Source organism: Membranihabitans marinus, assembly GCF_019802045.1.
Taxonomy (GTDB): domain Bacteria; phylum Bacteroidota; class Bacteroidia; order Chitinophagales; family Saprospiraceae; genus Membranihabitans; species Membranihabitans marinus_A.
Window position 1 is genome coordinate 189028 of sequence record NZ_JAHVHU010000002.1, and the last position, 22737, is coordinate 211764.

At 44.5% G+C, this 22737-nt stretch carries 17 protein-coding genes; 3 read left to right on the forward strand and 14 right to left on the reverse strand.

What is annotated here, in order from left to right; translation table 11 throughout:
* Positions 1-84 precede the first annotated feature (84 nt).
* Genes KUV50_RS01175 through KUV50_RS01185 form a run of 3 tightly spaced genes read right to left on the reverse strand, consistent with a single transcriptional unit; the run spans position 85 to position 1966 of the window.
* Positions 85-1071, reverse strand: coding sequence for a GlxA family transcriptional regulator (locus tag KUV50_RS01175; protein WP_222578248.1), 987 nt, complete (start codon positions 1069-1071; stop codon positions 85-87).
* Positions 1072-1608 carry a DUF1697 domain-containing protein gene (locus KUV50_RS01180; RefSeq protein ID WP_222578249.1) on the reverse strand — a complete coding sequence of 179 codons (537 nt, stop codon included), beginning with the start codon at positions 1606-1608 and terminating at the stop codon, positions 1072-1074.
* Positions 1598-1966, reverse strand: a complete 369-nt coding sequence (locus KUV50_RS01185) for a VOC family protein (RefSeq protein WP_222578250.1) — start codon at positions 1964-1966, stop codon at positions 1598-1600. Before KUV50_RS01185 ends, KUV50_RS01180 begins: the two co-directional genes overlap by 11 nt.
* Before the next feature lie 187 nt (positions 1967-2153).
* Here KUV50_RS01185 and KUV50_RS01190 point away from each other — a divergent pair, with 187 nt between their 5' ends.
* Positions 2154-2567, forward strand: coding sequence for an SRPBCC family protein (locus tag KUV50_RS01190; protein WP_222578251.1), 414 nt, complete (start codon positions 2154-2156; stop codon positions 2565-2567).
* A 61-nt stretch (positions 2568-2628) separates the two neighbouring features.
* Positions 2629-3558, forward strand: a complete 930-nt coding sequence (locus KUV50_RS01195) for a VOC family protein (protein WP_222578252.1) — start codon at positions 2629-2631, stop codon at positions 3556-3558.
* A 283-nt stretch (positions 3559-3841) separates the two neighbouring features.
* Here KUV50_RS01195 and KUV50_RS01200 read toward each other — a convergent pair whose 3' ends face one another.
* From KUV50_RS01200 to KUV50_RS01240, 9 genes are all read right to left on the reverse strand, one after another.
* Positions 3842-4696 (reverse strand): sugar phosphate isomerase/epimerase family protein, encoded by an 855-nt coding sequence (locus KUV50_RS01200; protein WP_222578253.1) that lies wholly within the window; start codon positions 4694-4696, stop codon positions 3842-3844.
* Positions 4689-5708: a ThuA domain-containing protein gene (locus KUV50_RS01205; RefSeq protein ID WP_222578254.1), complete on the reverse strand. Its 1020-nt coding sequence runs from the start codon at positions 5706-5708 to the stop codon at positions 4689-4691. The genes KUV50_RS01200 and KUV50_RS01205 overlap by 8 nt, the downstream gene beginning before the upstream one ends.
* A gap of 183 nt (positions 5709-5891) precedes the next feature.
* Positions 5892-7145, reverse strand: a complete 1254-nt coding sequence (locus tag KUV50_RS01210) for an MFS transporter (RefSeq protein WP_222578255.1) — start codon at positions 7143-7145, stop codon at positions 5892-5894.
* 469 nt (positions 7146-7614) lie between these two features.
* Positions 7615-8814, reverse strand: a complete 1200-nt coding sequence (locus KUV50_RS01215; protein ID WP_222578256.1) for a DUF4998 domain-containing protein — start codon at positions 8812-8814, stop codon at positions 7615-7617.
* 37 nt (positions 8815-8851) lie between these two features.
* Positions 8852-10057 carry a DUF5000 domain-containing lipoprotein gene (locus KUV50_RS01220; protein WP_222578257.1) on the reverse strand — a complete coding sequence of 402 codons (1206 nt, stop codon included), beginning with the start codon at positions 10055-10057 and terminating at the stop codon, positions 8852-8854.
* Positions 10058-10081: 24 nt separating this feature from the next.
* On the reverse strand, positions 10082-11965 hold the full coding sequence (locus KUV50_RS01225) for a RagB/SusD family nutrient uptake outer membrane protein (RefSeq protein WP_222578258.1): 1884 nt from the start codon (positions 11963-11965) through the stop codon (positions 10082-10084).
* Positions 11966-11975: 10 nt separating this feature from the next.
* On the reverse strand, positions 11976-15284 hold the full coding sequence (locus KUV50_RS01230) for a SusC/RagA family TonB-linked outer membrane protein (RefSeq protein ID WP_222578259.1): 3309 nt from the start codon (positions 15282-15284) through the stop codon (positions 11976-11978).
* Positions 15285-16021: 737 nt separating this feature from the next.
* The gene (locus KUV50_RS01235; RefSeq protein WP_222578260.1) at positions 16022-17410 is read right to left on the reverse strand and encodes a sulfatase; all 1389 of its coding nucleotides are present in this window, start codon (positions 17408-17410) and stop codon (positions 16022-16024) included.
* A gap of 201 nt (positions 17411-17611) precedes the next feature.
* A complete protein-coding gene (locus KUV50_RS01240; protein ID WP_222578261.1) occupies positions 17612-18655 on the reverse strand; it encodes a 6-bladed beta-propeller in 1044 nt (347 codons plus the stop codon).
* Positions 18656-19013: 358 nt separating this feature from the next.
* On the opposite strand from KUV50_RS01240, the gene KUV50_RS01245 reads away from it, so the two are divergent.
* Complete coding sequence (locus KUV50_RS01245; RefSeq protein WP_222578262.1) at positions 19014-19241, forward strand: hypothetical protein; 228 nt, start codon at positions 19014-19016, stop codon at positions 19239-19241.
* Positions 19242-19308: 67 nt separating this feature from the next.
* Here the strand turns inward: KUV50_RS01245 and KUV50_RS01250 are convergent, their stop codons facing one another.
* Both KUV50_RS01250 and KUV50_RS01255 read right to left on the reverse strand, forming a co-directional pair.
* Positions 19309-21414: a sulfatase-like hydrolase/transferase gene (locus KUV50_RS01250; RefSeq protein ID WP_222578263.1), complete on the reverse strand. Its 2106-nt coding sequence runs from the start codon at positions 21412-21414 to the stop codon at positions 19309-19311.
* Positions 21415-21728: 314 nt separating this feature from the next.
* Positions 21729-22691 (reverse strand): hypothetical protein, encoded by a 963-nt coding sequence (locus tag KUV50_RS01255; RefSeq protein WP_222578264.1) that lies wholly within the window; start codon positions 22689-22691, stop codon positions 21729-21731.
* Positions 22692-22737 lie beyond the last annotated feature (46 nt).

The window sequence follows — 22737 nt, forward strand, 5'->3', positions numbered from 1 at the left end:
TCGGGCATATTTTTCCGTTGCACTGCACACGATGGAAATATTCTATTTCTTATTGATCCTTCAATGGCTCCGTTTCAGAGTGGTTTATCTGTAAACATCCACCGACAAACGATGGTACTTTTTGCGATACGCCAACGGTGTCAGACCAGTAATTTTCTTAAAGACGTTCCGGAATGATTTGGGATCTGAATACCCGGAATCGTACATGACTTCGGTCACATTCTTCCGGGAAGATTCAAAACTGCGTTTGGCTGCCTCTACTTTGACTCGCTGGTGATATTGAATGATCGTATTATCCGTTGCTTTCTTAAACCTGCGTTCAAAACTTCGGCGGCCTAAGGTCACCATTCGGGCCAACATGTCTACGGTTATTTTATCTTGATAATTATGCTCAATGTATTCCTGTGCCTGTTTAATGGCCCTATCGTTGTGATCTTTCTGACCGGTGAACATCATAAACGCAGCTTGACTCTCCCGACTGATGTCAATTGCAAAATATTTGGACGCTAGTATTGCTGTCTCCCGGTTTGTATATTTTTCCAGCAGATACAATAAGAGATTCCACAGAGAATTGGCTCCGCCACTAGAATATATGTTGTCCTGTTCTGTGATGACTCCGCCATCAACAATATCCACCTCAGGAAATCGCTCCTTGAATTCTTTGTAGTAAGCCCAATGCGTCGAGCATTTTTTACCGTTCAGCAATCCTGTGGAAGCCAATAAAAAAGCTCCTACGCACAGCGAAGCGACTTCTGCACCGTTGTTGTATTGATCTCTGATCCAGGGGATATACTCATTATTTAGTTTAATAGCCTTTGTTATATCACCAAAAATGGGTGGAATGATCACCAGATCGTATTGTTCGGTATCCCCCAAAAGGCGGTCTGTGGAAATAGAATACACGCCATCCTGCACTTTGACCTCATTGTTTTTTCCCACTAGTTGAACCTGGAACACAGGGTTTTTACCGGCGCTGTGTAAAAATTGATTGGCTGTAGTAAATAAATAACGGGGACCCGTCACCCCCTCGGCCACAGCTCTTTCGGGAACCAGAATAGCAATTTTTTTCATTTAGATCAGTTTCTTACCAATTCGTTCTATCGTTTTCCAGTTGCGGGTAGTGATCTCAGTTCCGTAAAAGTCTTCAAGAGTGGCCATTGCTTTAGGTGTTTTTGATGCGGCCAAATCCAGTACACTCAAGAGCATCCCATTTCTTTTTGCTAATATTTTAAAAGACTGGTCAGGAGCATACCATGGCAGTCCAATACTGGAATCTTGATCTTTCCATAAAAATGAAACATAAAATCGGATATCTTTTGTGATTTCTTCGTCTTTGAAGGGGTTGTTTTTCAACAAATCACGTACGGAGTCGGCCTCCACCACAACCACAGGAACAGGAAAACCAAACCGGTCCTCAAGCTGTCGGGAAATTTTATTTGCAACGGGCTTTTTCTCAGATTTAAAAATAATGTTCCCTGAATTGAGAATAGTGGTAATTTCTTGGTAGCCAAGCTTTTTAATTTCTTCTCTTAACTCAGCCATGGGCACTTTGTGATGACCTCCGACATTGATGCCACGGAGAAAAACTACGTGCTTTTTATCGTTCATGACTCAAAAGATTTAAAGTGACTCCATTAGGATCCATAACAAAGAAACGCCGTACACCCCAGGCTTCATCAGTAATGGGATAAACGATATCGATTTTCTGTATCAATCCACGTTCATATAATCTATCAACATCCGCAACTTCGAACGATAGAAATATTGCACTGTTGTCCAATGGTTTTTTATGGTCATTCTGAAAAATGGACAACTGTGCTGTTGGGTTGACGCTGGATGCAAATGTCAATATCCACCCCATATCCATAACCAGGTCCATTTCTAGAAATTCTGTGTAAAACTGCTTACTTCGCTCCAACTCATCAGAATATATGTTGGGGACAATGCGGCGAATAGAATTAGTCATTCATTTAGTTTGAGAACATCTTAGTCAGTAGCTGAAAAAATTATCATTATAATAGCTAACGACTAATTTTACATTTGGATTGTATCATTTGCGACGGAATCACCCCTGGTTTTCGCCGTTTTAACACCCTAAATATCTGAAATTTAATCCTCATATTTGTAAGGAATTAAAAATTAAATCTATAGGTATGGAGAGAATAACCATCAAGAATACTGTAAATGCACCCATTCATAAAGTATGGAAGCTTTGGACATCCCCTGGACACATCGTAAAATGGAACGCCGCCTCGGAAGACTGGCATACAACCCGTGCTGAGAATGACCTCCGGGCTGGTGGAAAGTTTCTTTCCAGGATGGAAGCTAAGGATGGTAGTTTTGGATTCGACTTTTCAGGTGTCTATGACGTTGTGATTCCTGAAAAACGGATTACCTACACCTTGGGTGATGGTCGGAACGTGGAAGTCGATTTTACTGATAAAAACGGTGAAACCGAAATTGTAAGCACTTTTGATCCTGATAGTCAAAACACCATGGAACAGCAACTGGGCGGTTGGCAGGCTATTTTGGATAGTTTTAAAAGATATGCGGAAAATATTCACTGAAAATATGAAAAAGAGAACGATATCAGGGAACTCAGGTGAAAAGAAATAAAAAAAGGTCAACATGAAGAGTATCAATTCATCCCAAAAAATCACTCCATTTCTTTGGTATAATAACCAGGCAGAAGCGGCTATGAATTTTTACGTGTCTGTTTTCCCTAACTCGGAAATTCTTCTGGAAAAAAGATGGTCGGAGAAATCGCCGTTTCCCAAAGAAAGTACAGTGCCGGGGACGATACAGCAGGGAGTCTTTACCATAGATGGATTTCAGGTGTATGCCTTCGATGCTGGCCCCACCTTTAGTTTCAACCCTTCTATTTCCTTCTATACTGTTTTCGAAACCAGTCGGAAGTTGGATGAGACTTGGAATAAACTTATGGATGGGGGGCAGGTTTTGATGCCCCTGGATCGCTACGACTGGAGCGATCGATATGGTTGGATCACAGACCGTTACGGGATGTCCTGGCAGCTGAGCCTGGGTCAATTAAGTGATGTTGGTGGTCAGCGGATCACTCCACTTGTCATGTATTCAGGAGCTCAACAGGGCCATGCAGAAGAAGCACTGAGCCACTATCTGTCCATTTTTAAAAATTCGTCTTTAGATGGAATAACCCGATACGAAGGGGACGAACAAGGTCCCGAAGGAATGGTAAAGCATGCCCAATGCCATCTGGCAGGACAGCCCTTTATGCTGATGGACAATGGCACTGATTCCAATATTCCCTTTACCGAAGCTATTTCTTTTTATGTGAATTGCAAGGATCAGACCGAAGTGGACCACTATTGGGAAAGCTTTACCAATGAAGGAAAGGAGTCCGTCTGCGGTTGGCTCAAAGATAAATACGGTGTGTCCTGGCAGATCGTACCTGATTTTCTGACTGATAAAATGCGGGGGGATGCACCTGAAAAGCAACAACGAATGATGGATGCTATTCTCCAAATGAAGAAACTGGATGTGGAAGTTTTGAAGAAGAAGTTTAATGGTGTACGATGATGAGTGAACAAGCTCCATTTTCTCAACTTTAACCACGGAGTCCACTGAGAAGACACCAGGTGCACTTAGTCTTCATTGAGCTATTTGTATTTGGCTGATGTTTAATTTGGTTGCTTTTTAACCATGGGGCCTTCAATCGACCTGTGAGCCTCTGCGAACAGCTATCATTACATTTTTTCCGGAAATCAATGAAGGGTAACTAAACGTTGACGATAAAGCCCAAATGTCATTATATTTGGGCAGTTATCGAAAAGGAATATTTTTGACCTCTTTGTAGCTAAATTTATTGAGTATTGTACTGTTCCGTCAGTCTTTTGATCAGCTTATACCCTTTTTCTGCTACTTCCCAGGGTGGTGAGTATTCTCTCCATACATTGATGGAATTGGCAAAGCCAATATCATTGCGGGTGAAGGCTTCTATGGTCAGCCAACCGTCATAGCCCACTTCGGCTAAGGTCTCAAATGTTTCTTCGAATGGAATATGTCCTTCGCCGGGGGTGCCCCGGTCGTTTTCACTAATGTGTACGTGACCCAGTTGTGGAGCTATTTTTCGGATCGCTTCCGGGATGTTTTTTTCCTCAATGTTGGCATGGTGTGTATCGTAATGAGCCTGCACATTGGGGTGATCCACCAGATCCAACAGCTTCTTCATCTGATCCATGGTGTTCACCAGGTAACACTCAAATCGATTGATGGCCTCCGGGGTTAATAAAACACCGGCTCCATCGGCATATTCTCCCGCCTGGCGCAAGATTTCTGCGCTTCGTAGATAGTCAATATCTTCGGGCGCCTTGTTCTGAAAGGTAGCAAACGCTGAGTGAAATGGACCCGCGATAAGCTCACATCCCATATCGGAGGCCACATCTATTGCCCATTTCATCTGATCCAATGCGGCTTGCCGCACAGTGGGGTCGGAACTAATCGCATTGGTTTCTGGTCCCAGTCCGAGCACAGCAGTTATCTTCATTTCAGTACTCTGACAATGCTGACCAAATTTTTTATAGAGCTCGGGGTCATCTGACCCATAAAAAAATTCCACGCCGTCGTAGCCTATTTCTTTAAGCCGATCCACAATGGGGAAGACGTCTTCTTCCACAGAAGCGGACCACGCCAACAGGTTAAATCCAATCTTATTCATAATCCTCTGGTTTTTTATCTTTCACAAATCCATTGAATCCGAACTCGGTCGGATCAAAAGTTCCGACCAAATTTACATTTAATTCTTCTGTGATCTGATCTTCCATATGCAGGGACCAATACGCTGCATTGATTATCATCCGACGCAGATCGGCACTGACCAGGTCGGTAGCCGCCCCCATGGTCGTGGTGAACACCCGACCTTCTTTGCTGCCTGAATGATAAGTATATGTTTTTGTCCACGCTACCGGGATGATTGATTTTTTCCAATTGACTGGAGCTTCAGGAGTCATACCTGAAGTCGAAGCACCCCAGAGCAGGACCTCCGCTCCGTCCGGTATTTCTGTAATACCATATACATCCGTCGGGCCCCAAATGTCTTTGACTCCGTTAAGGACCGGGTGCTTGTTTCGTTCTGCCAATCCATCCACCAGGCCTCGTGTTCCCTCATGACCGTGGTGTCCATGATGGTTGATCCATGTTTCTCCCAGGATTTTTTTTCCAAATCCACCTTCCCAACCGGACACTTTGCTATTGAAACTGTACTTGGCATAAGGGCTTGATGGATCGTCTAATTTAAAGGCGTGGGTGGCTGTTCGTAATCCGATTACGGGCTTACCGGCTTTCAAATAATCGTCAATGTACTTCATCTGATCATCAGGCAGACCGCGAAAGCGGGTTGCTATGATCATCAGGTCAGCGGTCTCCAAAGCTTTTAATCCCGGGATGTTTTTCTGATAATTCGGATCGATGCTCCCTGTTTCCGGATGAATAGCAAATAATACCGTTGTCCGGAATCCATGGTGGTTGCTCAATATTTTAGCCAGCATAGGCAAACCTTCTTCTGAACGATATTCTTCATCTCCACTGATCAGGACAACATGCTTTGAAGTCGTTTTACGATCCGGTTCAAAGGTGATAAAGTGCTTGCTGCTTTGACAATTAGCCATTAAAGACATAAATAGCATAGATGTCAGGATCAGGCTTAGTTCTTTTATTTTAAGAAGGACCATAGGTTTATTCGTTTTTATTGCGTCGTTTATTCGTTGAGATAATCCATGTACCGACAACGAAGTGACCAGGTGTTGCATATCAGTATAGATGTCTAGATAATCTCAGCTGTCTGACACCCGTTCCTTAACTCCTTAAAGCCCCTCAGGGCGTCCTAACACCTATCAGTGAAGCGCACTAATCCCTTACATCGCTACTGCGCCTTCTTCCTGTGCCATTTCATCAACTGTTTTTATGTCGGCTTTCTTTTGCCAGATATAGAATATGATAAACAATACAATGAGTATAGCTGGAAACATCACCATTTTCGTAAGCGTGACCTGACCTGCTACTAACTCGAGTTCACTCCCTGTCAATCCCATACTTTCTGCGGTGACACGGGCATCATCGATCCATCCACCGATGACGGGTTGGAATATGGCGCTGGAAAACATCCCCATCCCGCCGATCAGAGACAGCCCTAAAGCTCCCGTGACAGGGGCTCTTTTGGCGGCTGCTCCCACCATTGTCGGCCAGAAATAACAAACCCCAATTGCAAAAAATATAGCTGCCACGTATGCCATTGGACCGGTGACTACACTAAACATGTAAATACCGATGGCTGAAAATATCGCGCCACCCAATAGAACGCCTGTTTGACCCAGTGTGGCGATAACAGGGCCTGCAAACCATCGTCCAACGGCCATCAGTCCGGTCACCAGTGCCAGAATAATCATTGGACTAGCTCCGCTTTCTGACAGTGTAACACTAACCCATTGTTGCGGTCCGAATTCTGTAATGGCAGTTATAGCCATCGTGAAGAACAAGAATAAGAAAACTGGACTTCCGAGGGCTTTGAAATTTTCTGTCAAAGATTTCATTTCCTCCAATTTGGGCTTGGGGAAATTTTGACCTAAAAAGAGGATGAAATAGATCACTGCCGGAATCAACATGATCCATATTTGAGCTTGCCACCCCATATTGGCATCGGTCATGAACTTGGAGATTAGACTTCCCAGTACAATTCCACCCGGAAACCACATATGAAACCGGTTCAGCATTTTATCGACCATATTCCCCTTGTAGCTGTCTGCGATCATCGGATTACAGGCTGCTTCTGTACATCCATTTCCAAATCCAATAAAAAGCGTAGAAATTAACAGTGTCGTATAGCCTCCTGCATAGATAGTCATCAATATGCCGATCACATGTGAGACAAAGGCAATTCGCATAATATTTTTGGGGCCGATCGAATTATAAAAGATACCACCTAAGATCATAGAAATCGGAAACCCAAAAAACCACATGGAATTGATAAATCCGAGTTGTTCTGCGGTCAAGCCGAATTCATCGCCAAGCTGCGGAAGAATTCCTGCACGAATGGAAAAAGTCAATGCAGTCGTAATGAGGGCAAAGCAGCTCCCATAAAACAGGATATTCTTATTAATTTTTTCGTTCATTGGTTGTTGAGTTTAGGTTAGTGACTATAAAAATTATTTAATGTTTAAATGCCCGGAAGAATTCCAGTTTAAAAAATCAGTTCCTATTGTTGTGGATGGTGAAAAAGCACACAACTTAATGATGACTTCTTAAAATATCGATTGTTTCCTTAAAAAATTTCAAAATAGGAAATTCAAAAGATATATCAAGGATTTGTGTCAAATATTTCTAATCAGTTGCATTATTCCGAAAAGGTAATGGAATCGAAGATTATGAGTTCCCTAGGGTTTCCTAGGGTGGTTCTTGATGAGTAACAAGTAAGGAGCAGCATATGGAATCCGACCATTCATCACTTTACGGACGGATCAGATTGCGGAGAACACAAATCTGCGGGGTTCGTCAGATGGGTGATGACGGTGCTCACCTTACCCGCCTACCCCAAAGCCATCCGGGCGAGGAAGTTTTGATATCTGCGGTACTTACCTTCCTTCAATTGATTTGATCGGCCCAAAATTCGAATTCGGTGAGGTGGGTGTCACTATCTTCCACCCAGGCTTCCAAAAATACAAACCGCACAAATCGGACGTTTTCCATTTTGTCGATATCTACCTGGATGGGGGTGCCATCAGTGGGTTGTTCGGATTGGACATCTTCTACCAATAGAGTCCAGCCTTTGTCTTGGGACTCCTGTGCCCACCCCGGATTATCCGCAGATAAGGACGTTGCTGCGTTGGTCGTGTCACTAATGCCCCACAGCTGGAATTTACGAGGTGTACGTTCGTAGCAACAATCCTGGCGGGGGTACAGCTTGAACCGGGTCAACTGCGCCGATACACCGAGATCAAAAGTAAAATGATAAGGTGTTCGCTCCTCCGAGTAGGTATGGTACCAGTCTCCGTTGCCGGTATTGCCATTAAATAGTTTATTCAAGGATCCCCCATGTGCATCTGCTACAATATCATTGGGCAAATGCACCGGCATGATCAGCGATGGATCCAGTTTGTAGATATCCGGGAAATTAAATTCCGCTCGTGGTGACAGGAAGCTGTCAATAGCTGCAGAATCCGGAGAATGCCAGGTCTCTAGCGCAAAACTTTCACCGGCCGGGAAATCAGGTACAATAGATTCATTCTCATCGGCATGGATCAGAATGGTTAATACTGAATCTTCTGCTGTCTGATAAATCAAACGACTATTTAAGACCGATTCTTCCGGGGTGGCCCATTCTATTTTCAGATTCTTGCCAACCGATGTCATTTGTTCAATGGATCGGTTCTGTAGACCACTTTGGTAGTTCGGACCGTACACGGATGCTGTATGCTCTGTAGTGAGTGATTTTTGACCGGAATCATCCTCGAACCACAATACAAAATTATAATTCCCTTCGGGGATATCGACTAAAACATCCAGAGTATCTCTGGTCGTAATGTCAAACGGCTGCATGTCTTCGCCGTTGTTCCATGAAATCACCCCTTTGGCAATTTTAGGGTCTGCATTAACGGGGATTAAAAATAAAATCTTTTCATTCCCGGGACGGGTCACAATCATTCCGGGTTTGCCGACCGCAACCGCGGATCCGGTTTCACTGAGGTAATCATTGTAGGTGTCATAAATGTCTGTGGTACATGACACTATTGTCCCGAAAATCAAAATAATGATCCAGGCCGTTTTGGATGTTATGTGGCTCATATTGTTTGTTTTAAATACTTGATTTATACTCGAAAGATTACTGCACTTCGCCCCAAAAATCCATCTCCATAATATGCATAAACCTGGATCCTGACCAGTTTTGTAAATTAACAAACCGAATATACCGTACTTTTGGAGCGTCGAGCGGAAAGATGTATTCATGCCCTCTGCCTCCCAGTTCTACGTCATCATTGGATACCTGGCCCAGTGGTAATCCGGATGGTTTCAGCACCTCCCCATTAGAGATTAATTTGGTCCAGCCGTCAAAAGTGCCATCCTGGGTCAACTCACTGGCGCCCCACACATCAAAATAGCGAGGGTTGCCATGATAATACAGCCAGGACCCCTGGCGCTGCCAAAACTTGAAACGAGATAATTGCGCCGTAACACCCAGATCCAGGGTGAAAAAATGCCGATTCGGCTCCGGATACTCTGGTGTGGGGTTGTCATCAGTCCAGCCTTGTGGCGTATGAAAGCCTCCGCCACCAATATTGTTATTGAATAAATTGGTCATGACCCATCCCCAGGCATCGGGCGCATCGTGCGGTAATTTCAAAGGATTGAAGAGGTTCTTATCCAGGTTTTGTTCAAATAAGGGTTTGATCGTCGTTTCGATCCGGGTCGATAGATTATCGTACCGATCCCGGATAAAGACGGCAAAATTTCGCGGAATGGTATCAAATCCACGAACTGCAAAATTATCTTCCTTTTGACTGGAATATCGTATATCAACCTGTTCCAGTTCACCTACTTCATTTTCAGCTTCCACGATGACAGCGATCTCCGCTTGATTTTCATTCACCCACGATATGCCAATACCTCCAAAATCCGGATTGATTTTAATGGATTCTGCGATCAGAGTAATCGGTGGGGTCAGGGGTTGAATGTCGACATTTACGGCAGCAGATCTGTTTTCGCTCTGATCTACGACACGTAATTCGACAGTATAATTTACAGTATCCGGAAATCCTGCTACCTCAATGGAATTATTGAACACGGAAGATTTCCAGTTATTCAGTTTTCCGTCTGCCGATGTAAACGATGCTTCCACATAAAGCACGTCTTTATCCGGTGGTAAGGTGTAGGAAATTCGCGCTCCACCAGGTAAGTTTTCGACTTCAATATTTGTAACCGCTCCTGGTGGTATAGAATCTTCCACCAAGGGTCGTTTTTCATCCTCATCGCAGCTATTTAGCAGCCCTATCGTGAGAAAAATAAATATAAATGTTCTAATTCTTTTCATCATGTGAATTTTTATAGTTCAAAATCACCAGCCAGGTGCCTGATCCAGGTTCGTGTTAACGATTATATCTGCTTCAGAGATCGGCCACAAATAGTCCTTTTTGGTGAATTTTGTTTCACCCACCGTACGAAGCTGATAATATTCTTCAGGCGTTTTCTTGTTGATGCTCCAACCACGAATATTGCTGTTCATTTTCTCTTCCAGCTTCCACCACCGCCGTAAATCCCAGAACCGATGTCCTTCGAAGGCCAGTTCGATTAATCGTTCCTGATGAATAATCTCCCGAAAACCTTCTTTCGAAGCGACCTTCTCGGGTTGCGTGGAATGAACTTGCCAGGATTCCTCTACACCGGCGAGTCCTGCTCGTTCTCGGACTTTGTCTATATATTCATATGCTTTTTCTGATGGCCCCTCCACTTCATTCAATACTTCTGCATAGAGTAAATACAGATCCGCTAACCTCAAAACCGGCCAGGGATAGATTTCTCTCGAGTAATTGGTTGATAAAACATCTTCTTCATTGACTAATTTTTTGGGCAGGTAACCGGTGACACTATACCGGAAAGCATCGATCTGCCCAGAAACCTGGCTCTCTTTTCCCCGTACCACCCATTGATTTTGGTCGTCCAGTCTGCCCTGACCATAGATCAGACTTCCATCAAAGGATAAAGAAGCGTAAAATCGTGCTTCCCTGTTCAGGTGTAGGACTACGGTCTCAAATCCGGGCTCCATGTAATACTGGTGGTCTTCACCTACCGTGGTGAGTTCCAGCCGATCGTTATAATTGAAGTTTTTGTCTTCCGAAATAGGTACTCCGTTGTTGGAGTAATAAAGTTCCGCCATACGAAATGTAGCTGCCCAATAGGATTGGACCTGTTCCAGGATTTCGGCCCGTGCCGAAGGATCAATTCGGGTAAAGGACCAATTTTGAAGCGTGGCAGCGGTGGGATTGGCACTGCCCCAGATCACTTCCGGGTTCCACTTTTCGGTGACCGAGCCCCGGATACTCATTTTTAATATCGTGGAATCGGACAGATCAAAAATGGAAGAACCCGGGTAATGATACAGGCTGTGACCACCTGCTTCTGCCAGGATAATGGCTGTGTCGCAGGCTGATGCTGCTCTTTCCCACTTCTGAGCGTCGAAATTTGGATTAATATAGGGGACGCCATCACTATTAAGCCAGTTGCTATAAAAGTTATTACCATTGAACATAGGACTTGCTGCGGTAGCTAGTACTTTTGCTTTGATGCCGGCTGCAATAGGTTTGGTGATACGTCCCAACTCTTCTCCACGATTTTGGATTGCCTCCGGTAAACTAGGCATAGCTTCATCGATTAGTTCTACAATATAATCCACGACCTCGTCGACCGGATCCCGACTGCGGCGCACTTCGTTGACATCGCCACTTACAGATATATTTTCTCGAATAATGGGTATGGGGCCATACATTCTCATCAGCCAAAAGTGGTAGTAGGCTTTGAGAAACTTGGCTTCCGCAATCCATCTTTCCTTTTCAAACGGCTCCAGATCCCTGGGCTGATCAATGTTTTCAAGAAAGATGTTGCAATCCCGGATTGCTACGAACATGTTGTGGTCTGACCAATAGTCCAGATAAGGGTTTGTGATTCGTTGATCTCCCTTGGCAATATTCAGCCCACCCCAGTTTCGGCCGGTTACATCATTTGTCCATATTTCATCGCCTGCTATGAGACCTGGATTGGAATTGCTGGCATGAGCCGGCAGGTACCCGTATAAGGTATAGAAAAACCGCTCTGCGTTCACCCGGCTGTTAAATGCAATATCAATCGTAGCAACATTATCCGGGACTACATCCAGAAAGGAGTTGCAGGAAAAAGTGAATATTCCAAAAAATAATACAAAGGGATATAATTTTATAGTTCTCATATTGTGTCTGTTAAAAGTTGATTTGAATACCTGCATTAATGATGCGTTGAAGTGGGTAATTCATTCCGTTCCCCCGTAATTCGGGATCCCACAATTTGAATTTGCTAAAATGAAAAAGGTTGGTACCATTTAAATAGATTCGGAGGTTTTCGATAGCACCAGCTACACCGGCCAGTTCATTGATGTTATAACCAATTTCAGCTTGTTTCAATCGGATGAAAGCACCATCGCGTAAAAACCAGGTGTTGGTTTGAATATTGTTGTCGATTGGGTTTACAGACAACCTGGGCCATTTGGCGTAGAGGTTCCGGTTGTCTTCGGACCAGTGAGACTCAGCAAATGCTTTGAGTAGCTGATTCTCCGAAGTCAATTCCGATACCACATCATTACTGTTATCTGTATCTGCAAATGGGGTCAATTTCCGGGAATCAATAAAAAAGGATATTCGATCCAAGCCTTGCACGAAAGCTGAGATATCAAAATTCTTATAACCCAATGAGAAACCGACTCCATAGCTGATTTCGGGTTCGGTGGATTCGCCGATGGGAACCCGGTCCAGCGAAGAGATGACTCCGTCATTATTGATATCACGGTACTTAATATCACCCCCCATCACGGGCCCAAAGTCCTGTCGCGCCGAATTGTCAACATCTTCCTGGTCTATGAACAATCGTTCTGCAATTAATCCGTAGGTCTGATTCAAGGGTTGACCTATTCTCGAAAGCCAGGGGGTGCCAAACTCGAGATAATTAGGCTCTTCGAATACGGAAAATTCGCTGTTCGTCAACGTGTAATTTCCTCGCATACTGATCCAGAAGTCCGGGGTGAAGTTGTGATAAACATCGAGTGACATATCCAGTCCGCCCGAGAGCGCTTCTCCGATGTTCGCTCGGATTGGTGCCTGGAGTCCGACCAAAGTAGGGATGTCAGAACGGGTCTGGAGTATGTTGGTTCTTTTTTCATGGAACCATTCCACCTGCAGCTGTACCGCATCCTGAAACAACCCCAACTCTACACCTAGGTTTGTTTTATAAGCTGTTTCCCAGGTGATGTTTCTGTTTTCATATCGTGAGATGGAGACACCCGGGCGGCTAAAGCTATAGTTGGTTCCAAAGGTAGCTCCGCGGTTATTGTCGATCAGATTGACATTGGATAAGTAAAAGAACCTGTCCGCCAATGATCCGATAGCATCATTACCCACTATTCCGTAGGATCCCCGTAGTTTGAAGCGGTTTATTTTTTCGGAGAACCAGAAATCTTCATTTGATAATACCCATCCGGCTCCTACTGAAGGAAAAAATCCGTAGCGGTTATTGGTAGAGAATCGTTCCGATCCATTGTATCCGAAATTAAATTCACCAAAATAACGGCTGTCGTAGTTGTATGTGAATCGTCCCGAAACTCCAAGATTTCGACTCGGTAAGGAGAGTTGCAACTCCTCCGCATTGCCGTCCAGATACTCCCGGGCAATACCCACCAGCAAGCCGCTGACAGTATGTTTTTCTGCAAATTGCCGGTCATAGTTAAAGGCCGTTTCCATGTAGAAAACGGTGTTGACCAGCCTGTCCTGTCCTCGGGGGTTAAAGGACAAGAATTCGGTCCCGGTATTGTCATTCAAACCCAATAAGGTATATTTGTCTTCACTCCGGTTGTAAAATCCGACATCATAATAAAACGGATTGTAAGATCTGTTTAAGCCAAAAGAGGAAGTTCTGTTGTTATTCCCCATTAGCCGCCATTTCAACCCCGGCAGTACAAATCCGAGGTCTTGCTTGATTTCGACCTGGACAAGGTTCAAAGAGCGACTGTAGTCTCGGTAGCCCCGAACCAACTCTGCGTAAGGATTGATAAAGGTACCATCTTCATCATTACCAAAAAGAATATGGTTAGTAAACTCATTGGCCTCATCAGGTTCGTAATAGGCAGGAAAGCGAACCGGATTGGATCTGGTGATCATATTGTAAATATCAGTTCCACTGGGAATGGGGCCTTTATAGTCATCCAGTGTCGCATGCAACCGGACAATGGCCTCGGTGGTGTTCGTCAGATTGATGTTGACGTTGGAACGCAGCAGGTATCTTTTCAGATCGATGTTGTTGTTGAAATTGTTGCGTTTATCTACCTTCAGTATACCATTATCCTGATTGAAGGATCCGGATACGTAATACTGAGCCACCTTCCCGCCCCCGGAAACACTGAAATTCAGACGTTGGTTATAAGTGTAGTCTTTTAAGAGCTGGTCTTGCCAGTTTACGGTCGGGTACACATTGGGATTTCCGCCTTGCAAGGTATTGTCTATTTTACTTTGCGAATAGGGGAGGATGCCCAGTGGGTCTCGTGTACGGACAGCCTCATTGTGTAGCCTTAAATAAGTGAGCGGATCCGCCAATTCAACATTTTGAGTAGGTTGCGAAAATGAATTTTCAAAACGCAGATTTACTCTGGGTTTTCCTATTTCTCCTGACTTGGTTGTTACGCTGATAATGCCATTTGCACCACGGGCACCATAGATGGCAGTCGCAGTTGCGTCTTTGAATATGGAAAAACTTTCGATGTCATCGGGTTGCAGACGAGCCAGGTCATCAACGGTTAATTCCACACCATCTATTAATATCAATGGGTTCTGACGCAAGCCAAATGAGGTGGCGCCCCGGATAAAAAACTGCGCATTGTCCTGTCCCGGCTCTCCTGAATTTTGATAAGCGATTACCCCTGAAACCCGGCCTGCTAGTGCCGTAGTAAGGTTGCTCGAGGGTACTTTAAGATCTTTGGGTTTGACCGTGGTGACGGATCCGACCAGGCTTTCTTTGGTCTGGGTTCCATAGCCTACGACAACGACCTCGTCCAGTAATTCGCCATCTGAAGACATCGTGATGATCATCTCCTGGTTGCGTTCCGGGACTTCAAGTTCCAGCTTCTGGTAACCTATGTATGAAAAAACAAGTTCTGAACCTGGACCCACATCTGGAAGCGAAAAGTTTCCATCAAAGTCTGTGGCTGTACCTATCGTGGTTCCTTTGACCTGGACATTCACGCCAATCAGTGGTTCACCATCTGAGTCCTTGACAATTCCTGTCGTAGTATCCGCCGGAATGGCTTCAGCTATTGTATTTAAATGCAGGAGTTCTTTTTCGGGCATTAGGTGAGCATGACCGGTTTCATTGATGACCAGTTCTTTCTTTGTGTCAAAATCAGAGGAAAAGCCAGAAAAAGTGCAGATGAAAATAAAGGTTAAAACGTATACTGTTCTTTGATGAACTCTGAATAAAAGGCAACTGCCATTATTATAGTCATTTGATAATATGTCCTTCCAAGCCATAGAATAGGTTTTAGGTTGTTACGAAGCCAATAAAAAGTCGTTTTGGGATAGCAGTAGGTCGTGTTAATAATCCTTTTCAAAAGCTAATATAATCTTAAATTATCCTTGAGCCTACCTATGGTTGCCTATGTATATCCTTTGAAACTGTTAATAATCTATTTTATTTTAATATATCGTGCCAGTAAAGTATTGATAGTGAGCAAAATAGTATCTGGAATGATGAACTTGGAGTTATTAAAAAAAATTGATAAAATAAATATTATTAAGGTTGGTTGATATCCTAAACTAAGGGAGGTTTATATGATGTGTCGATGTGGGCTAAGTATATTGAATGGGATGAAATAGGGAGAAGGATCTTTCGGTGGAATAAATTTTGATTCTCCCCTATTCCGAGTCATACCATTTGTATAAGGTAATACCGTATAAGATTTTGTAAATATTCAAAGATTGTCGAGGAAAAAAACGGAGGTTTGGCTGGAGTTACACCGAGTATTTTTGACAAAGAGAATCGAAGAATATTTCGGAATATATGCGGCAATTATGAATTCAAATGACATCAGACATTTCTGCACACTTATGATCGATTATGAACGGTAGATCTCGTTTTATGCATAGTGAAATGCATAGACTTATCAATTCTTTGACACCATACCGGCAACTGTTTTTTTGTGCTGGAGAAGGTTAGATTGTAAAGAAACGAGGGCAACGCCTGGATTATGTGGAGGGATGTTGATCTGTTATTTGTTCCACCAAAACTCGATTTCTTTTTTCAGACCTTCCACGACCTTGGGATAATCTGCAGCTACGTTTCTGATCTCCATGGGATCTTGAAGGAGGTTGTACAGTTCGGTCTGGCCAATGACCGGGATAAAACGCCCACCACCGGTAGAGATCTTATTGAGGTCCGCAGACTCATGGGCAGGGATGATCATTTTCCAGGGGGCTTGCATGATCATGCGGTGCTCCAGGCTGGCGGTCGGATCATTCACATCCGCCACGTCATGATTGTAATCTTCGCTATATACTGTTTTTCGTGCTTCCAGACTTTGTGAATCCATGACATTTATACCCTGCATCTCGTCGGTGGGATTCAGGTTCACAGCAGCTAATGCGGTGGGTACCATGTCGATGCTGCTCACAAAAGTACTGGTGTCCAGTCGGGGCTTGATTTTCCCCGGCCAGCGGTACATAATGGGGGTGCGAATTCCCATGTCATAAGGAGATTGCTTCGATGGCCATACAAAGCCATTCCCTTCCGGGTTCTGGGTCCAGCCATTGTCGCAAACATAGATCAATAATGTGTTATCGGATAGTTCCCTGTCATCCAGGGCATCGATAAGTTCACCAACGTTCTGATCAAACCATTCACACATGGCCCAATATTTTGCTATGGATTCGGAAGGCGTCTTTTTTTTATATTTTTGGTAAAGTGAGTCTGGAGGATTGTGTGGGGTATGGGGCAGGAAAGGGGCATACCAGAGGAAAAATGGAACGCTGTCTTTTTTTACCTCATCCAAAAACTGATAAATCGGTGCCATTCCTTCCCGGCCTATTTTGAGCCCGCGATCGCCATGGCGGCCATTTTGAGCAGGATCACCGGTCGTCATGCCTTCCGAAAAGCCCCCCGTCTTATAGTTTCCTTCCCACCATTTTCCAGTCTGTAAGGAGCGGTATCCTTTTTTATCTAATAGTTTCGGTAGGGGAGGGTGGCTCTGCAATCGATTTACCATACTGGTATTCTTCTTTTGTCGTTGTTCCCGCCACTCCAGACTGTATTTTCCGCCTTCTCCATTGTAATCAAAGACCGGGTCATTCCCTGTAATACCATGTTGATGTGGGTACAGTCCCGTGATAATAGAGGCCAATGACGGACGGCACAGCGGTGCAGCGGAATAACCGCGGGTAAAAGTCAGGCTTTCTTCGGCCAATTGGTCAATGCGGGGTGTTTCGATCCGAGGATGTCCCATAAAACTATAATCAGTCCAGGCCTGGTCATCGGAGAGGATGAAAACGATATTGGGTGGTGTCTCAATAGGATTTTCGGTCGAATCATTGGTTTGTTGCTGGCAGCCAGGTAGGGTATACAGCAAATAAAGAAGGGCGAAAATGGTGTGCAATCGGTTCATTCCGATAAATATATCAAAAAACCGGCACAAGATTTAACAGATTTTGGAAATCTGTCAAATCTGTGTTCCTGGTTTAAGACAATAGCCCGTAAAGCTTTGTGTGGCTGGATAGTCTGGCATTTGAGGGTTATGCACTCTGGAAAAGTGTCAGACCTTGCCCTCCTGCACTTCCTCCTCCAACAAATGGCAGTCACCAAAAGGTCATACTCGCTCCAGCTTCACCGGATAGGTGCGCTTAGAGGCCCATTGGGGGACATAAATGCTCTCATCGTTATCAATACACACATCGTGCGGATGCATAAAATCGATGAATGAGGTGTCTTTTCGTTGTTCCTGAAGGCTGTTTCCTACGTAGACGGGTTCGGTGCCTCCAGGTGTAGAAACTACTTTGTCATTTCCATCTAGTATGGTGATGTATCCGGAGTTGGGATATTGTTGGCTGGTGCTTCTGTACACAGCTGCATAGGTGTGATCGCCATGAATCACGGGTCGGCAGATGAAGGATCCGGGTACTTCGATGGTCGATTGGTATTGGCCATCCATGGAAAATCGCTTCAATTGCATGTGTGTTCGGTTGGTAATGATCAATCCGGGGTTATCATGACGGGTGTCGATCACGATACCGTGGCAACAGCGAAAGGTGTCGTCTGAATCACCGGCACCGCCAAAGTGGCTCATATATTCACCTTTGGCATTGTATTTCGTAATGTAATTGAGTCCATACCCGTCCGCTACGTAAATGTCCCCGGAGGCAGGGTCAATGGCTGTTTCGGTGGGTTTGTACTGGCCCGGGTAATCGTAGACACCGCTTTCCCTGGGGTAGTCGAGCTTCATCAATACCTTGCCTGTGAGATCCGTCTTGATGACTTGATTGCGATCTGTGTCGGTAATAAATAAAAACTGCTCTTCGCCTTCATTGGACAAAGTCAGACCATGAGCACCCGGAAAACTGGTCCCCCAGCTGTCCAGAAGTTTTCCGGATTTATCATAAATGAGCACATTGTTTTTGGTTTCATTGGTGAGCAGGATCAATCGTCCCGAAGCATCTTCGACCATTTCATGGCAATCGTTGACCGGATTTTTACCAGCATCCAATACCCCCCATCCTTCTACGATGCGATAACGGTGGCTGTTGTGCCCTACTATTTTTTCTTTCACGTTGGTGTTTTTTATGTGAATTTGAGGAACCGCCAAGAATGAAAATCCTGCTATGGTGCTTTTTTCAATAAATGATCGACGGTCCATTTTAAAATTAATTTTGCAATAAAAGCATCAAGGTACGAAAAATGAAAAAACCTGGTCTGGATTTGATTACTAATTTAGTAATCCTTCCATTATACCAAACGATCGAAAATGTATGAAAGGGGGGATCTGTATCCCGAGCAAACACCTGCAATTGTTCAGCCAAGCGCGGATACAACCTGATAGCGTCTATGCTAAAATCATCTTCCTTACATAAGATCAAGTTCATTCAAAAGACTATCATGTTTGAATTACCGTACAGGGTAGTCAAAAACAGATTTTTGTATATACTGCACATTAGAATATGCATAAATGAGTATCAGTGCGATTATGGAATACTTATTGAGTAAATCGGAGGGATTTGTTCGTAAAAACATTCTTTGCCTCTCAGACCCAGGTGAAACACCGGTTTAACTTCTCGTCCAAGGAAAATTTTATACTGGATGAAAATTGGATCTTTGAAGTGGGTGGAAAAACCAAAACAAAGAATCAGATAAATTCACTACCGGATAGTTTTGTGGTAGCTGATGAGGCAGCATTTCCGGTGACAACACTCCCACTTTGGATTTTGGGTTTTTTGTATAGATAAATCCCGGGAGGTCAGAGCTCCAGCTCTGAAAACTTGAACGGAGCTGGAGCTCCATTCTCCCGGGAGGTCAATGGAACAAATATTCTTCAGGTATACTCATATAGCCACCACCCATTGAGAACCGGACCTTCAGATCAAAATCACTTTCCTCATCATTCTTCTTCTTTACATAAATCCGGATCGGGTGATATCCTGCGGCCAACCGGATCGTTCCTTCCCTGGACATCGATTCTCCGGCTCTGAAATCACCATCAATCACCAACGCATCATGAATGCGAACGATCGTCTGATTTGAAGATGTTGTCTGTAGTGTGTATTCGCCAGATTCCGGTACATTCACATAACCGGAATAAACCACCATATTCCCGGAGGAACTTTTATTCGAAGGAAAGGTGTTCCCTCTGATGGTATTCACCACTTTTTCATGTACCGGTGCGAGCTGGTTGGTTTTTGGAATCCATCTACTGTCCACGTCATACAGCCGGGCTTTCAATCCGGCGGTCAATCCATTTTCTGGTTTGGTCAATGCCGGGATGTATTCGGTATCGTAAGGCCGCGATGCGCTGGAATTGGGGCGGCGCATCTGAAGCACCTTGTTTTTCATTTGTTTCTGAAGGTCATCGTACTGCGAATCATTGGCTAGATTATGGCCCTGCTGTGGATCTTTGGATACATCGTATATTTCAAAATCATCTTGATGACTTTGGATGTCATAACGGACGCCCACCATATCTTGGAGACGGATCATCTGCATTTGTCCTCGCTTTCGGCCCTGGTGTGCGGGTAGGAAATCATCATAGCTTGGCGTTTTACCATTCTGTGCGTACTCTACATAAACGGGATTCGTCGCCGGTTGTTGATCTCGTAGAATAGGGAGAAGAGAATTCCCATCAGAGCGTTCAGGTGCCTGGATTCCGGCCGCCTCACAAAATGTAGCCAGCCAGTCTGACATCATTACCGGCGCGTCATTGATTGCTCCTTTGGGCAGTTGTTTCGGCCAGGTCACAATCGTAGGTACTCGCAATCCACCTTCCCATAAATCGCGTTTGATGCCGTCAAAAAGTCCATAGCTTTTGAAGAATTCCGGTGTAAAAACGGCATACTCCTCCGGAAGATAGGATTCTCTGGATGGACCATTATCGGAAGTGAAAATCACCATTGTATTCTCTTCCAGATTGAGGTCCCGGAGCAATTGTCGTACATCTCCCACCGCATCATCGATCCGGCGGTTGACCGTGGCAAATCGTTTGTAGGTGTCGGGCCAGGGAACTTCTGCAGTCGAAGGATCCTGATCGTCATCCCAAGTCGCATTGGCGTAGTCCGGGTGCGTCCAGGAATCGACCTCGCCGGAGGCTGTATTGATCATGTGGCCGGGTTCACCGGTCCATTGCAATCCACCGTTTACTCCACCCCCCGATGGGTATTCCTGCGTAGGTAATTCAATGACCGCATGGGGTGTGTCATAAGCTAAAAACATAAAAAAAGGTTGACCATCTTCTTTTTTGTTGTAATCGACGATCCATTTTTTGGCAAATGCGGTCCAGAGATCACCAGTAAAACATTTGGCTAATCCGTCAGAGACTTCTTCATGGTTGTGGTATACTTCTTTTTTCCCCCGGTAAATTCCTTCCACCGGGTAATGTTCGTGACCGTCTCGGTGCCGCATATATCCATAAAACTCATCGAACCCTCTGTTCAATGGATGTCCGGGCCATTCATCACCGTTGTCGCTGTATCGGTTATCCCCTTGAAGCCCCCATTTGCCGACAGCTACGGTACCATATCCGGCTGCTTTGAGCACATTGGCTACGGTATAATTGTCTCCGAGCCGCTTGTCGAACTGGTTGTCCCGGACATTGCTGTGGCCCTGATGGACACCCAGGAGGAAAGAAGCCCGGGAAGGCGCACAGACCGGGGCATTGCAGTAATGATCGGTGAGCATGACCCCTTGATCGGCCATTTTGTCGAGATGGGGCGTTCTCTGCCAGGGATGAGCTTTGTTGCCCTCTTTTGCTCTTTGATTTTGAAAAAATGTCCCCAGGTCACCCCAGCCCAAATCATCGGTGAGGATAAAGATGATGTTGGGTGGTTGTTGTTCTTCTTTGTTCGTTTGGTGCGTAGGTGTGCAGGCGGTGAGGAAAAAGATAGAAATGAGTAAGTAATGGATCTTCATAACAATGGAGCTTTAAATTCTTAAAGAGTAATATAGAAAAATAATTGGTTTTGATTTCGAAAAATCGCCAGGTAACTCAGGGCAATCGCAAGAAATCCAACAAGTTGATTTCTTTTGCTCGAAGAGACAGAAGGATGCAAGGTGGTAGCGGTCAATTGATTGGTGAAAGTATAATGTTGGATTGTTTGCAGTAAAGGTGAAATGTAATGCACGGTAACCGAGAAGTAATCCTTGTTTATCAGAATTCAAACCTCAAAGCTTAATGCCTGGTTCAGGTAGATCGAGATCTTATCTATGGAAAAACCAATTTCTTCCTATTCGAATACCGGGAAAAATAAATTTACCTGGGCATGCATGGTATATAAAAAATGGGAGGTATCGTTAAATACCAGAATAGGACTGGAAAAATCACCCGGAATAATAGGGTTGTCGGGATACTTCTCCCAATGAATCAAATCTTTGGAGCGGGCTACATTCGAAGTCCAGATGCTTTTGCTGTTGTCGGTCAGCCATTCCTGATTGTCCGTGGCATGATAATACATATAATACATTCCGTCTCGTTTGATGACCTGATTCACAGCTACAGCTGATCGGTCATATTTCTCCGGTCCTTTCTTCAGCACCGGGTCGTCCTGCACATTGGTCCAGTGGATTTTGTCGGTCGATTCAGCCAGCCAAATAGCTGAATCAGTGCGTTCATAAAATAAGTACCACTTCTCATTCTCCACCCAAAGCGTCGGAGTCCCGTAGGGCCCGTCGATCTGCTCCCCGGTGGTTTTTTCAATAACCAGATCACCCTGGTCTTCCCAGTGAACGCCATCGGATGATGTAAGTAAATGGGCAATATCATCGGTACCTTCTGCATACATATAATACGTGTCATTAATCTTTGAAACATGCATGTCTTCTGTCCATCGATCATTGTAGATAGGTTTTTCCGAATAGCGGGTCCAGTCCTTACCATCGGGTGAGGTGGCATAGCCGAGCATCATTTGATTGCTCTTTTCATAATTATATCCGGTGTACCACATTTTATACTGCCCTTCGTCAAACAGAATAAAACCCCGCTCTCGGATCCCCTTGTCCCAGGTGTTCTCTCCGGTGCCGGTAAATACGGGGTTTTCTTCATATGGTGTGAAATGGATCAGTCCGGCAGGGAATGCATCATCGGAGATCACTTCCGTGGAAGTCTGGTCAGTGGCGGGATTGCATTGGATAAGGAGGAAAGCTGTGAATAGGATTAGGGTGATATTATAGTGGATGTTGATTGTTTTCATAAACAGGGTGGTTATGCTGCAATATAATAATTCGCAAAGACATTTT